The sequence below is a fragment of the Candidatus Cardinium hertigii genome (genome assembly GCF_050864855.1).
GTDB classification, from domain to species: domain Bacteria; phylum Bacteroidota; class Bacteroidia; order Cytophagales; family Amoebophilaceae; genus Cardinium; species Cardinium hertigii_C.
In genome coordinates this window covers 1-15427 of the sequence record NZ_JBOZWW010000061.1, presented here as the reverse complement: position 1 = coordinate 15427, position 15427 = coordinate 1, and the positions used below count along the sequence as shown (strand labels likewise).

6 protein-coding genes and 2 pseudogenes are annotated in these 15427 nt (G+C 33.9%); 4 read left to right on the top strand and 4 right to left on the bottom strand.

What is annotated here, in order from left to right:
• The 3 genes and pseudogenes from ACRRVB_RS04255 to ACRRVB_RS04245 form a co-directional block, all read left to right on the top strand.
• Positions 1–188, top strand: a 188-nt coding sequence (locus ACRRVB_RS04255) for a transposase (RefSeq protein ID WP_432446213.1), incomplete at its 5' end; no start/stop codon positions are given.
• Between the two features lie 78 nt (positions 189–266).
• Complete coding sequence (locus ACRRVB_RS04250; RefSeq protein ID WP_432466732.1) at positions 267–2783, top strand: hypothetical protein; 2517 nt, start codon at positions 267–269, stop codon at positions 2781–2783.
• 103 nt (positions 2784–2886) lie between these two features.
• Positions 2887–4292 (top strand): annotated as a pseudogene (locus tag ACRRVB_RS04245) (IS5 family transposase).
• Positions 4293–4869: 577 nt separating this feature from the next.
• On the opposite strand, the gene pyrG reads toward ACRRVB_RS04245, so the two are convergent.
• From pyrG to ACRRVB_RS04225, 4 genes are all read right to left on the bottom strand, one after another.
• Entirely contained in the window at positions 4870–6501 is a 1632-nt protein-coding gene (gene pyrG, locus ACRRVB_RS04240) for a CTP synthase (RefSeq protein ID WP_432466731.1), read from the bottom strand.
• Positions 6502–6607: 106 nt separating this feature from the next.
• Positions 6608–8527, bottom strand: coding sequence for a hypothetical protein (locus ACRRVB_RS04235; RefSeq protein WP_432466730.1), 1920 nt, complete (start codon positions 8525–8527; stop codon positions 6608–6610).
• Positions 8528–8650: 123 nt separating this feature from the next.
• Positions 8651–14053: a contractile injection system tape measure protein gene (locus ACRRVB_RS04230; RefSeq protein WP_432466729.1), complete on the bottom strand. Its 5403-nt coding sequence runs from the start codon at positions 14051–14053 to the stop codon at positions 8651–8653.
• A gap of 278 nt (positions 14054–14331) precedes the next feature.
• The gene (locus ACRRVB_RS04225; protein ID WP_432466728.1) at positions 14332–15132 is read right to left on the bottom strand and encodes a hypothetical protein; all 801 of its coding nucleotides are present in this window, start codon (positions 15130–15132) and stop codon (positions 14332–14334) included.
• A gap of 185 nt (positions 15133–15317) precedes the next feature.
• Here ACRRVB_RS04225 and ACRRVB_RS04220 point away from each other — a divergent pair.
• A pseudogene (locus tag ACRRVB_RS04220) lies at positions 15318–15427 on the top strand (IS5-like element ISCca3 family transposase); the annotation flags it as partial.

Sequence of the window (15427 nt, the reverse complement as noted above, 5' to 3'; positions counted from 1 at the left end):
TTGAATCTGTAAATAGCCAATTCCGTAGAGTTACTAAAAATAAAAGAGTATTTCCTAACGATATAGCTGTTTTTAAAACCTTATATTTAACTATTAACTACATGACCAAAAAGTGGACCATGCCTATTCATAATTGGAGTGAGGCTATAGCACATTTTTTAATTAAATTTGAAAAGAGAATTCAATAAAACATAAAAATATTTTACACACTTAATTGGACAGAGCCGCCATATCAGATTGAGATTCCTTTATTAGATGAAGTAGAGATGTTCGTAGGGTTTAAACAGGATAAATTAGCGCTTTTAGAAAAAGAATCTGAGTTAATAGGTAAAAATTTAAAATTACTTCCAAATAAAACGAGGCTAGCAATAATTAAAATACCAGATTTACGTAATGATGAACCCTGTTATGAGCCTATTCCTGACAATGATCTTCGAACACATCTTTTATCTGCGTTCAGTAAGAATAAAAGAAAATATTTTACAAGAGAAAAGATTAATGGTCATCGAGTACAAATTAAAAATCCAAGTGTAGGATATATGGCAGAAATGAATTACAAAATAATCAAGGAAAGCATAACTCGAAGATATGTGCGTAATTTTGCTTATGATATAGTTTATAATACTACAGATGATTGGGAAAATGCTTCTCACTATAAAATATGTGACAAAGCCTATCCTTCGGATAGTACTATTCGTTTTGATAGATATGATGCAAAAGATTCAAATGAAAAAGGCCCTCAAGATGAAATTTTTACAAATGAGAAAAAATATAATAATATTACTTGGCATCGTATCCCCCAGTCCCGTATCAATCCTCTAGACCCACCTGATTACCCTAAAGGAATAATTTGTGCTAGAAATACTAGAGATAATAGATATGCATATAACCGTCTATTAAAATTTGACACAGGTAATGCTGCAGTTTATTATTATTGTAATGAAAGTAATGAAAGAGAAGGAGAAATACAAACAAAAGAGATAAAATCTATTTTTGATCCTCGTGAAGGTAATTTAAATATTTCATTTAGTAGGGCAGGAATAGAAGAACTAGATTATTTTTTTCTTAGATCTTTTGGTGTATCAGCTGAAAAAAACCATATTATGGTTATTGAAGTACGTCATAAACCTTATTCATCACTGCAATTCAATAATATATCAAGTTATTTTGCCTTAGCAGATGATAGTGGGAAGATTACAGGCCAGTACTATATTTATGATAATGTTTGCGGTAATGCTACTATTTATGACAAAATAGCAGAAAGTATATACTTCTTTATATCTACAAAGACTATAAACAATACTAAAAATTATATCTCATTAAATGGATTATCAGGTTCTATATCCTATGATAATCCATGTCGTTATTCAAAAGGATCTAAAAATAATACCATTAAATATTCAATTTCTCGTAAAAAATTAAGTATACATTTAACGAATAATTATGTAATAGGAAATGAATTAACATTATCAGAAAAAATAGTATCTATTAATGGAGTACGTGGAAAATCTAATGAATCTACTATTCTTTTTGCTCATGGGAAAAACTCTCGGTTTAATGTAGCAATAATAGGTAATATTCAAATCAATGAGATTTATGATTATGAGTATAATAATCGATCCAATCATGTTGCTATACATTTAGATATATCAGGGGAGTACAATTTATCCAATAGATCCATGTACTCTAAAAATCATAATAACCTATATGATCTTGAGATCAAAGATTTACTATCCGTATATGGAACAATAAAACGCCTGAATAATAATAATACTTACTCCCAATCGATTTACCTTAAAGATGGTAACGTGACCTATATTTGGAATAGTAATTTAGCACATAGTACATTTAGGATTGGAATTAAAAAGCATTCAGCTCATTTTAAAATGTCAAGAGATATAGATATTATAAAGCATTTAAATAGAAGTATGTATAGAGAAATTAAGGAATATGTGCACCATGATGGCAATGCACATAATCCATCATATCCATTAAAAAATGTATTTGTAAGGAGATCTTTATTATCTGATGATTCCAATGGACTATTAAAAAGTATAGATATAGATCAGATTAGATTTTTGAGATTCCCTCAAATGGTTGGAAGTGATATTAACGTTACTGTTTTATTATTTGAAGACCATGATAATAATCATCATTATCATGTTTTTCCAACAGAACGGATTAATATAGATAATATAGATTACCGTATCACATCAGAAGGTATTTGTGCAATACCTTCTTCAAAAAACAGGTCCCAAAATACTATACGTGTTTTATATCCTAAGTCTAACTCTATGCTGCAAGAAAATGTAAATTTATGTACTGATAGTACCCTATTTAGTACTTTAGCACCTAAGGAGTATACTGAAAATGATAGTCAGCATAAACATAGACATCATCATGGAGAAAGTGATCCTAGTCTACGAGCGCATCATAGAGGACCTAGAAGTATAGATGACTATACCTGGAAAAATTCTGATACAATTCAACCTGTTACTAGTGGTGCCAATAGTAATATGTATAGTTCACCTATAAACTATATTGCTAATATATTCCGTACCAGTTTTAGTGCATTCCAATTTACAAACCCGATAGGAAAAATAACAGACTGGTTTAGTAAGGATACCAATAATATTAATCAAGAAGAACTAAGTCTATCAGATAACCATAGAAGTACATATAGAGCAAGTATAACTACAGAATCTCTACATGAATCATTCAGATCAGCCTCAGATAAAAACCAATATAATGATTCATATAGGAATATAAATAGTCGGTCCTGAAATACTGTATAATTATTTGTTAATCAGCAAATAAATGGTTAAATTTGTATTGGTTAATAACCAGTTTTAGAGTTGTTTTGTATAAAAAGCTTGCAAAATAAGGATGAAATCTAAGAAAATAAATAATAGCCTTGAGCGTTTGTTTGAGCAACGCTTATCTAGTTTTCTTAACCCGAAACATCCTTTATTCCAGTTATCTGATTCGATTCCTTGGCACTCCTTAGCATCAGATTTAGACCGCGGTTTTAGCTATGGACCTGGTCAACCTCCTTTGCCTATTCGTTTAATTATAGGTCTTCTCATTATCAGTCATATGTATAATATTTCTGATGAACAAGTAGTGGTTAGATGGGTAGAAAACCCTTATTGGCAATACTTTTGTGGATATGATTATTTTCAGTTTAAGGTGCCTTGTAACCCCAGTTCATTGACCCGTTGGCGCCATAGATTAGGTCAAGAAGGTCTCAATAAAATCTTATCTATGACTATAGACTTATCGCTAAAAAAAAAAGTAGTGACCCGAAAAGAACTTGAAAAAGTTATAGCTGATACTACTGTAATGGAGAAAAATATCCGTTACCCAACTGACTCTTCTTTGCTTAATAAAGCCAGAGAAAAACTGGTCAGTATAGCCAAGAAAACAGGTATTAAACTGCGTCAAACTTATCAGCGGTTAGGTCTATCTATTAAACGTAAAGTTGATAGGTATGCTCATGCCAAACAGTATAAACGTTTATCCAAGGGCGTTAAAACATTAAAAACCTATCTTGGTCGGGTAATAAGAGATGTAGAACGTTCTATAGCATCCTGTGATGATCTAATACGCAACCAATTTACGCGCCTACTATCTATAAGTAAAAAACTTATAAATCAATCAAAAAATAGTAAAGATAAAGTTTATAGTATCCATGAACCCTCGGTCTACTGTGTGAGTAAAGGTAAGTCTAGAAATCCTTATGAGTATGGTTGTAAAGTACAATTTACATTGACCCATAAAAAAGGTTTAATTGTTTCTACAGAAGCGATACATCCTAATGCTTATGATGGCCATACTTTAGAGAAGAGTTTATTACAAGCCGAGCAATTATCTGGTACCAAGGTAAAATATGCTTTCGTAGATAAAGCCTATAGAGGTCATAATATTCCTGTTAATGAATGTGATATATTTATAAGTGGTTCTAAAAGGGGTATAACCCCTGCTCTAAAAAAAGCTATAAAAAGAAGATCTTCTATTGAACCGCATATCGGTCATATGAAAGCCGATGGTAAATTATCCGTTAACTATTTGAAAGGTATTTTAGGAGATAAACTTAACGTTATTTTATGTGCTATTGCTCATAACCTACGACTGATTACAAGAAAATTATTCTTAATACCCTCACAGTCAAATAAATTAAAACCTATATAATTAAAATTCTTAATCCAAAACCAGTTATACCTATATCTTGGGTAAGAAAAATAGAGCGCCTGATAAACCATATATATTATAAAGAAATATCCATTCAATAAATTTATTCAAAAATAATATTTCAGGGCCGACTAAATAACTAAACTTATCCTATCCTATCCTATCCTATCCTATCCTATATGTTATAGCAGTAGTGGCTCATCAAACATAGATAAAAATTACTAAGTGTGTTTAATATCAACTTATTTATTAAATAGACTGGTGCATAAAATGGTTTAAGACAAAATTACTAGTAAAAAGTGTTTATATAGTACACAAATGGTGTATCAGTCTTATTGTTATTTTCATCTTCTACTTTGTAGAATGTAGCGTAGAAATTTTCTATTAAATTTTTTATTGGTAGTCAACTAAAAAATCAAGATAAAAAAATATTAATTTTGTTTCCTTGTATTTAATTTTTATCATGTTATAAAAATGGTTTTCCATGAGCAGCAATAAGCTTATTCATTTTATTTCATTAATAAAGGCTAAAATAGTATTAGCGTTATTAAAATAAGATGTAATGCTAAGTCAGTTATTGTCTATGGTGTTAACGATTCAAACCTTTTCAAAGTTGGAAACGTCAGTTTTTAGAAGTTGATTTCTTGCATTTGATCCATCCAAAGTTGTTAAAGTTTATTAAAGATGAAAAGTTTTGTTTTGCGCTATTAGCGTTCCAATAAAAGAAACAAATAAAGGATGAGGTCTAAATGGCCTAGAAGTATATTCTGGATGAAATTGTACCCCTATAAACCAAGGATGTTCATTTAACTCTATCGCCTCAACCAATATTCCGTTGGCTGAGACACCACCTATGCCCATACCAGCTTTTTCAAAAACATCTTTGTAGTTGATATTGAATTCAAACCGATGCCTGTGCCGCTCTACAATACTTTCAAGTTTGTATATTTCCTTAATTTTACTGCCATTGATCAAAAAGCTCTCATAGTTTCCAAGACGCATAGTGCCGCCTAAATTTGACCTACGTGTACGTGTTTCTTTTTTTTCTCCATTGTACCAATTAATCATTAAGTCAATTACATTAGCACAATCATTTGTAAACTCTGTAGAACTTGCATCCTTTATTCCAAGAACATTACGCGCAAATTCTATAGCCATCAATTGCATACCGAGGCAAATACCAAATAAAGGTATTTTATTTTTTCTAGCATATGCAATGGCCTTAATTTTACCCTCTATACCCCGTATACCAAATCCCCCCGGAATCATAATACCATCTACTGCGTCTAACTTTTTATATAATTGATTACCTATCTCGTCTGCATTGATCCATATTAAGTGTACTTTACATTTATAGTGAATACCTGCATGTAAAAAGGCTTCTGAAAGAGATTTATAAGCATCCTGTAATTGATTATACTTGCCTACAATTGCCACACGCACGTTCTTTTCATGGGCCATAATCCGCCGTTCAATCAAATGCCATTTATCCAAATTGATCTTATCTGTATGCCTTAAGCCAAAATATGTTATTATTTGCTTCTCAACATTTTGCTTATAATAAGAAAGGGGCACATGGTATATTGTTTTTTGATCAACAGCAGCTACTACGCTATGTTTTGGCACACTGCAAGCAAGTGCAATTTTATCTAATAAAGCATCTGGAATCTCTCTATCAGATCTACAAATTATCAAATCTGGTTGAATCCCTATAGACCTTAGTTCTTTGACGGAATGCTGTGTAGGTTTGGTTTTAAGTTCTCGAGCAGTTGCAATATAAGGTAACAAAGTTAGGTGTATACATAGGGTATTGGTACTACCAAGTATGTACTTGATTTGTCTAATTGCTTCAAGATATGGCAACGCTTCTATATCTCCCACTGTACCTCCTATCTCGCATATTATGAAATCTACCTTATTTTCACCAAATCTAATAAAATCGTTTATCAAGTTTGTTAAATGCGGTATGATTTGAACCGTTCCTCCAAGATAGACTCCTGCTCTTTCTTTACCTATAAGCCTTTCGTAAATTTTTCCGCTCGTTATCGTATCATGTTTAGAAGCAGGAATATCTGTAAATCGTTCATAATATCCAAGATCTAAATCAGCCTCTACGCCATCAGATGTAACAAAAACCTCTCCATGTTGATACGGACTCATAGTTCCAGGATCTACATTTAAATATGGATCAAGCTTTTTTAAATTAATGCGATAACCACGCGCTTGCAATAGTGCTGCTATACTCGCTGCACATACCCCTTTCCCTAATGAAGAAACGACCCCTCCCGTAACAAAAATATATCGACACATAATCTGTATTCCAAAACAGATACTACAGGATAGTAATGTTTGGTTGCTTATAATCTATGATGCACTTATATTGCTTTGAATCTATAGCGCCAATAACGCCACTATATTACTTAATAATAAGTTCTATACTTACTGGACTACTCCATACAATTTTATTTTTATATTCTGCCCAATAGCAAATCTCCAAAGTTCTATTGCCTTCCGACTCATTTTGATATGCCTCATACATATTGCTTTTTAATGTTTGTTGCATTGCTTCCGTAAGCTCCTCTTCGAAGATTAAAAATGTACCATCATGAGATATGGCCCCGTTTTTATTTCTAATAAAGTTATCAATTACATCATTATGGTCATCCATTTTTGAACCATTTAGCTTCCCTACCTTAGCGATTAAAAAGCCTCTATTTTGCGGCTTATCTTTGTCTAGTTGCTTAGGTGTTAATGTAACCTTAGGGAGACTATAGTCAATATAGGGTTTTGACAGAAGATTCCACCAAACAGATTTAGTAAAAGTAATATAGGCATTCTTATTGTCTAAGGTGATATCTATTGGCTGACTTGATTGCGGTCTATCTTTTTTTTGTAGCTGTGGGGTTTCTTTTTTTTGTATGGTTATGTTTTCTTTTTGTGTGCAAAACGTAAGCTTTTGGTTTGCTTTAGAAAACAAGCAGACAAAATATTCATAATCTGTTGCACGGCTAAAAAAGTCTATACAAGATGGGTCTAGCAATGTGCCTGAACCAGTTACCAGGCAAATGGTTCCATCGTCGCTTATACCAGTCTTTTTCTTTGATGCATCCAATTTTTTAAACAAAGATTCAATGGTAGCGGTTCGCCAAACATTACCTTTTTGTAAAAAAAGCAAATATGGCTTTAGATCAGCCGGTAATGATGTTATTTGACCATTAACCGCGTAGTCGATTTTAAAATCGGACAAGGTGACCATTTCTTTCCCTCCTGATACTTGCGCACGGCAAAGGCTTACATTGGATACTTTTACATCATGGCCATCATCCGTAAAGAGGATGGCAGGAGTAGCATATGATTTTGTTGTACCATCAGAGATGATATGTTCTATTTGACTCAAATAGCAATGTTCATTTTGCATCCAGTAACAAATTACCTTAAATTTGCCACCTTGAATAGGCGCTTGGCTACTTAATAAGTTACCTACTATAGCCGGATCCATTTCCCTTAATTTACCTGGAATGATAACCATTTCATCGTTAAAAGATGTAAATGCCGTAGGCCATCCATCTTTAGAAGCCATTACTTGCTGAACCAATGGATAAGGGCTAATTTGTTCTCTAAACAATATAAAACCTGTTTTGGTACCATTTTTTAGGTATTCAGTATTTATCTTACCTTTTAAGAACCAACTTGTACTATTATTGGTTTGTTGTTCAATTGGGTCCATAGCTTCTAACCCAATATTTTGATAATTGGGTAACAGCTGATCTTTACCTTGGGTATTCATTTGAACTGAATTAGTAGAAATAATATAATCCTGGGGAGACGCACCATTTGGGAGGTATAGCATATGCAGTGCATATTTTTTTGATGCTAATTTTTTATAATCCTGTTCCTTTATCTTAATAATCCATTCGTTTATACCTGTATCAGGTTTATGCCAATAGATAAAACCATCTTCACCTTGCCATAATAATGTTTTAACGTCTTTAGCATCTATCGCACTTTTTACTATAGCTAATGTTTGAGTAGACAATTCAGCACCATCTACTATCCCTATAAAAGCCAATTCACCCTTTAATGGAAAGTCCATATTGGAAATGGTTCCTTTACATTGAACTAAAAAATCTGTTTTGGCACCTGCTATGCAACTAATGCTGCCTAGTGGCCTGCAAGAAGAAAGAGAAAGAAGAGGCGGCTTATCCGCTAATGTATGATCCTGTTGTATATCCTTATGGTATGAAATAGATGAAATAGGTACTTGCTTACAGTTAGAAGAAACGGAGAGTAAATAGTAAAATAGCGACAGGATCAATTTATTTTTGTTGTAAAACATGCTAAGGATCAATTAAGTGGTTGATAGGTTGATAAGTTCATAACTTATTTTAATAATTGCAAATGTACAATACATTTTTAATCAGCAGTATATCTCTATAAGATTATTACATAGATCTTTCTACTACTCAACCATCCAAAACAAAACAATGGCCTCTTGCATCCAAGGTAGCTTCAAGCGAGTCATAGACCAAGGAGGTAGTAATTCCACTGTATCGTAGTCTTGATGCATAATGCTAAGATGCCAAAACCTGCTTTCCGAGCTATTATCAACCTGCTCTCTAGTCAAAATGCCCATTCTGTTTAAAAAGTGTTGGTTCAATATATTTTCGAGCGTAACATCTTGGTATAAAATTGTGTCTTTAAGTTTTTTTAAGCTTTCCCATCGTTTTATTACTTTTTCAATAAGTAGTCCGGTATGGATGGATATGGGTTCCAACGCGTCAGCAGCTATTAAACTGTTGGTGGCTATTTTTTTTGTAGCACCCTGTAAGGGTTGCTTTTCTAGCTGATCTACCATTTCTGCTTGCGGATGACCATACGCATCATCGTTTGCATGGCTATAGGGTAGCAATACCGTATCATAGGCTAAGCCACAAAGTAGCTTGGGAAGCGTAAGTTGCCATTCTGGACTGTTTAGCTTTCCGGTAACTAAGTATTGTAAGAGATAAACTGCATTGTGGGCTGCTTGTTCACAAACAAATTGATTGCCCACCATTAAGTTATGGACCTTAAAAAAATCATAGAAAAAAGGCCATAGAAAAACCAATCCAGTATTTTTGGTATAGACCCTAACCTCTTCTGTTGGTACACTATCCCTCTTAGCTATTTTTTTTTCTAGGGTTGCTGGTAACTGCTCTAATGGAGTATGTACTACAGTTGACGGGCCAATCCTATTTTCATTGATCTGCTTGATCAGTGGCTTGAGCAAGTCTATGATTTTATTTTTTGGGGGGGGGATGGTACTTTCGTTGGCTGCGATTGAAGCAATCACTTGGTAAACAGTTTCTTTGGGATAACATATAGTCAGTAAGGTACGCTGTACAAACTCCATTGCTTCAATTTGACTTTTTGTAATTAAATAATGGATGATAGAAATACAGAGTTCTTTTTTCCATCTAGATAGATGGTCGAGTGGTATAATGGTAGATGGCAACGCATTGCTTAATACATCTAGGTAGTGCATTACAAATAGAGATTTTTCTTTTGCCAAACAGGCTATCATCTTTGTAATAATTTCTTCGCTAAAGTAGTATACCATACGTCTGGCTGCCAATTCATGGTTATCTTGCTCTTTTAATAGTTTTGATAAAGCCAATGGTTGGTCTGTGATGGATTGCATCAGTTCATCGCTTAACGTAGCCATGGCTAGCGGATACTGTTGGGAAAAAAAAGATAAGCTTCCATTCAGAAATAAATACAGTTTGGTTAAAATAGGCGCTTTGTAGCCACGTTGTATGGCTTGTTGTTGAATCCTTTCTCGATATTTTTCTTCTAGTTTATGTAGTGAACTGGTTAGTTTTTCTACTTCTGGTATCCCCTTGGTATCCTGAATAAAGATTTGAAAAGTTTCTAGTAGTGTAGTAGGTGTAATGTGTAAAACATTACTCCACTGGCTAATGATCTCTGCAAGCCAATCCTCTTTGGCCATCAATGTGCCAGGTAGTGTTTTCAATATACTATCCCAAAATAGGCTTCTAGTAATATTTTGTTGACCTAGTGAGCCTTCTGTAGCACACCATAATTGATAGCTTCCTTGTATAAAGTTTGCCAATCTTTTTCCTATATCATTGTGGTTTTGAACCAATAACATAAGTTGGCTAGGGGTAAAATTTGCAATAAGGCGTCGTCGTACATGTATTTTATCTTGTGCTAAGGAAAAAGTAGGCAAATGTTTTATGACATCATTCAACAAAGCGGTAACCTCTGTATAATGCTCCAACTGACCGGTATGTAAAAAAAGGTTCCATCTTTTTGCAACGCGTTGTTGCTTGCCTTGTAAGGAATTGGTAATTTGCTTATAGAACGTTGTGCCAATGGTTGCCTGTAATGGCTTATCAATGGTTGACAAGTGTTGTGCAACCAGTTCGTTGATCACTGATTGGGATACATCAGCTCCATCAGATGCTCGGACCCTATGTTTAATAGCTGGCAGTAGCTTGCTATAGTAAAGCGGAAGCAAGGTTTGGTCTAAAGAAAATGTTTCATGTGTAAATAGAAACATAAGATCTACTTCATCTATTTTATGTAGGTTCAGTGGTGCTAAATTTTTTTTGAGCAAAGAAAAGGTCTCTACTAGATGGTGATCGCTTGTCTGTTTGGCACCATTAATCAATTGATCACATAAAATAGTTGGACTGCACGAAGTTTGTATGCCAAGATGGCATAATATCCGCTCTATATATTGTTTTTCGGTAGTAGGTGGTATATGAATGATCGCTGCTTTAATAAAAATTTCTTTTATTAACCGGATATTGGTCAGCTGTTCTGTGCACTCCACTACTTTTGATTGGGAAATGACTTTTTCTAATCTATCTAACAGCTGATCGGAAAAAGGAACAAAGGCTTGTAAAAGTTTTTTTAATGTTGGTTCTGTAGAATTTTGTATTAATTTTCTTAAAATAGTTGCTTCTTGGCATAAAGGTGTAAGCTGATCTCGTATTTGTTGGCATGTTGCATGTCCCAATCGTTTGGCTATTACATAAGCTGCCACCAACTGGTCTTTGGGCAATTCATTATAAAGCAAGAAAGCTACTACATCAGATAAGTTACTTTCTAAGCCCGAAACAGGATCTATATCTAAGTAGGCAGCTCCAATATCCGCCAGTTTCGGGTCGGTATGTAAGCTATTATTTTGGTGCTCCGTTGTTTTTGGACCATCTGAAAGGAGGGACCCTCCAGATATAGATACAAAAGGTCGTATGATGGCTCCTACTGCTGGATCATAGCTTTGCGTGGCATACAGTATGGATAAGCGTTGCTTGTTGATGAGGCCATTGGAAATATATTTTTTAAATACCGATTGAATTGCTTTAAGATAGGCCGTTTTAGCATGTTCGAAGCCACAATAGGCCAAACTATTCCCTTTAACAGCGCGGATAGGTGTGGCAGTAGCAGCAGTAGCTGTTGCAATTCCTCTAAAATCAGCATATAGCGTTGCTATATAAGGGCCTATAGATTGCAAAAATTTAATAAACAGTGCATCAGGTAAGCGTTTGATCAATTGTTCTCTGTTTTTCTTTTCTTTAAGCCAGCTTTGTAGGAAAGAACGTATACCCGGTTGATCTATTACTATCTTAATGTCACTAATAGCTCTCAATCGTTCATCAGCTGCTATAGTAGGATGGATGATCCTTTCTAACGCTTTTAATAGATTAGATGAGTCATCTTCTGAGATTGAAATAGGTGCGCTACTGAAGTCGACTGGATGGGTAGAGGCCAGTTGAGGATTGGTAGCTGTGCTATCTGAATACATGGTGATTTTTAGATCATCTGATAGGATAGAGGGTTGTGTGATGGATACCAATGGCTCCATTATAGCTGCTACTTCTGGATGATGGGTATGCGTGGCACACCATATCGACAAACGTTGCTTATTGATAAAGTTATTGGAAATATATTTTTTAAATACCGATTGAATTGCTTTAAGATAGGCCGTTTTAGCATGTTCGAAGCCACAATAGGCCAAACTATTCCCTTTAACAGCGCGGATAGGTGTGGCAGTAGCAGCAGTAGCTGTTGCAATTCCTCTAAAATCAGCATATAGCGTTGCTATATAAGGATCTATAGATTGCAAAAATTTAATAAACAGTGCATCAGGTAAGCGTTTGATCAATTGTTCTCTGTTTTTCTTTTCTTTAAGCCAGCTTTGTAGGAAAGAACGTATACCCGGTTGATCTATTACTATCTTAATGTCACTAATAGCTCTCAATCGTTCATCAGCTGCTATAGTAGGATGGATGATCCTTTCTAACGCTTTTAATAAATTAGATGAGTCATCTTCTGAGATTGAAATAGGTGGGCTATTCAAGTCGACTGGATGGGTAGAGGCCAGTTGAGGATTGGTAGTTGTGCTATCTGAATACATGGTGATTTTTGGATCATCTGATAGGATAGAGGGTTGTGTGATGGATACCAATGGCTCCATTATAGCTGCTACTTCTGGATGATGGGTATGCGTGGCACACCATATCGACAAACGTTGCTTATTGATAAAGTTATTGGAAATATATTTTTTAAATACCGATTGAATTGCTTTAAGATAAACTGCTTTAGCATGTTCAAATCCACAATAGGCTAAAGAATTGGCTTTAACAGCGCAGATAGGTGCGGCAGTAGCAGCAGTAGCTGTTGCAATTCCTCTAAAATCAGCATATAGCGTTGCTATATAAGGATCTATAGATCCCAAGAATCCAATAAACAATGCATCAGGTAAGCGTTTGATCAATTGTTCTCTGTTTTTCTTTTCTTTAAGCCAGCTTTTTACTAAAGAACGTATACCTGGTTGATCTATTACTGCCTTAATCGTACCAACAGCTGCGGATAGTTGATAAGAGGCCATGGTATGATTGCCTATTCTATCCAATTCTTTTAGTACTTTTTGCTGATTGTTAGCATCTTGATACCAGTATTTCGGTGGCGTTGCAACCATATCTCGCAACTGAAATACCCATCCTTTAATAGTTGCGTTATAGGAAGATTTTTTTTCATTTTGCTCATAATAGGCGTGTATTTTTTCTAGAATTTTTTCATAGCTCGTAGCAGTTTGAATAGCTGCTTGCTGGAGGAGCATTTGCAAAAAACAGATCCGGTCTACTTGATACTTTTGCTGGTTAATGATGGCCAATAGAGCCATTGCATGCAGTTGCTGTTCCAATGTGTATGGTCTACTTGTCAAAATCCCCGTTTGGTATAACAGTAGTCCTGCTTCAGCTAATATAGGTGTAAAGTAGGGTATAGGCTGCTTTAATAAATAGGCAATCGTATGGGCCACAGTAGTTTGGGAAAAAAGTGCCATACAACGTTGAACTGCTTTTCCTTTTTTTCTTAAATTAGACCAAAGTTGTGCGATGCGCAAGGGGGTATGGTGTAGCAATTCCAAATATGTTTTTTCAATTTGTTTTTCAGAACGTTCGACCATCCACCAAGCAAAGTTACCTTCTGATAGATAGTGTGCTATAGCCTCCATTTTTGCATCAGGTAGTGGAATTATTTGGTCTGCAGTAGGGTTATGTAGTACCTTACCAATCTCTTCTTTTAGCTTAAGCGTTAAGATCTGTTCCACCTGATAAGGTAATTGTTTGCCAAGAGCAGATAGATTTAAATCACCTACATCTATTACAAGCTTATCTAAATGAATAATTGCATCATCCGGAACGTATTGAGAAAATAATTTCGATAACATAGGCATAATATGCCTATGGACCACTTTATGAAGGGTACGTTGGAGTATGTTATTTTGACTATGCTGATCAAGCGTAACCTCGATCCGACTACGTAGAATAACATGATGGGTTCTTGTAGACATAACCACTTAAGTTGGATTTAATAGGTTTAACAACTGCTTCCCTATTGCTGTAAAATTCAGAACAATGTGAATTATGGATTATAATATTTTTAACCTGATTATCAATTATAAAAATTTATCTATACACAGTTCTATAAAGAAAACTTATATATAAATATAATTGGTTGTCAGTTTATTATTTTATAGCGTACTTGATAAAAGTAGGTAAAACAGCTAATTTTTTAGAAAAAACCAATAAACGAATCTTATTAAGTTTTTGTAAATCAGTAAAATAAATCCTAACCACACTTTAATTCTTTTAGTCTTTCTAAGAAGTTAAGAATATAACACTTTTTATACTTACAAGTTGTAGGAGGCTTATCATCTTTACGTTTTGCAAAACAACTATTAGTACACTCATTATCAGGTAGAAATTCTTTTACTAATTCTAGGAATCTGATTAAGTTCTTAGGGATTTCTCTTGAAGCAGACGACTGATCTAGATTATATTTCCTCCTTAAAGTGTAACTTATATCCTCTAATAATTTGTGAGCAAGAGAATGATTAGTTGATATAACGTGTTTTATTAGGTAATATGCTCCATTAATATCATTATTATGAATGAATAGATCGAGTATATTATTGTAGGTTTCAGGTTGTAGTATAGATGGATCTATCTTTTCACTACTTATCAGTATATACAATATGCGCCAATCAAATAAGATATTATTATCTTTATCTACATTTATTTCTTTTATATCTTGGTTTATATTATCTATTGTTTTGTATAAAATATTAAGGAACTTATTATCATTTCGAATTAAAAATTTATTAAGATCTAATTGTGTAGGGCACTTTTCTATTAGTAAGCTAACAGCTGACGGACAACGATTGTTCAATGCTATTTCTAAAGCTGAGAAGTATACTTTTTCTTCATTCGTATACACGATGATGTTATTGATGATCGAAGTGAGCTGATCATTCAATATTTTTTTACTTTTTTCTGTGTAACTATTTATATAATCAGGTGTTTTGCTCTGGTTGGTGCAAAGATATTTTAGAAAATCGTGTTTTTGATAATTTTGAATGCAGTTTAACATTTGAGTACATTCTACCTCAATAAGCTTTTCAGGATCGTGAGCAGTAACTTTTTGATCAATCCGTAAATCGAGACCGTTGCAATAGGTTTTTAGATTTTAGTATAAAAAAGTAATTGTTAATTTTATTAAAAGTTTAACTTGTAATTATTGTTTAGGTTTTGTAATAAAAATTTTATGATATTATTATGTCAATCAAAGTGAGCGGTCAGTTAAGTTTATCAGATATATCAGCTAGTCGTCGTAAATGCAAGCATACCTTTTTTGATCAAATCAATAATCTGATTAACTGGTCATT

Coding starts and splice junctions, on each gene's coding strand:
- ACRRVB_RS04250 (WP_432466732.1), top strand. CDS start 267: ATGTTCGTAGGGTTTAAACAGGATAAATTAGCGCTTTTAGAAAAAGAA.
- pyrG (WP_432466731.1), bottom strand. CDS start 6,501: ATGTGTCGATATATTTTTGTTACGGGAGGGGTCGTTTCTTCATTAGGG.
- ACRRVB_RS04235 (WP_432466730.1), bottom strand. CDS start 8,527: ATGTTTTACAACAAAAATAAATTGATCCTGTCGCTATTTTACTATTTA.
- ACRRVB_RS04230 (WP_432466729.1), bottom strand. CDS start 14,053: ATGTCTACAAGAACCCATCATGTTATTCTACGTAGTCGGATCGAGGTT.
- ACRRVB_RS04225 (WP_432466728.1), bottom strand. CDS start 15,132: ATGTTAAACTGCATTCAAAATTATCAAAAACACGATTTTCTAAAATAT.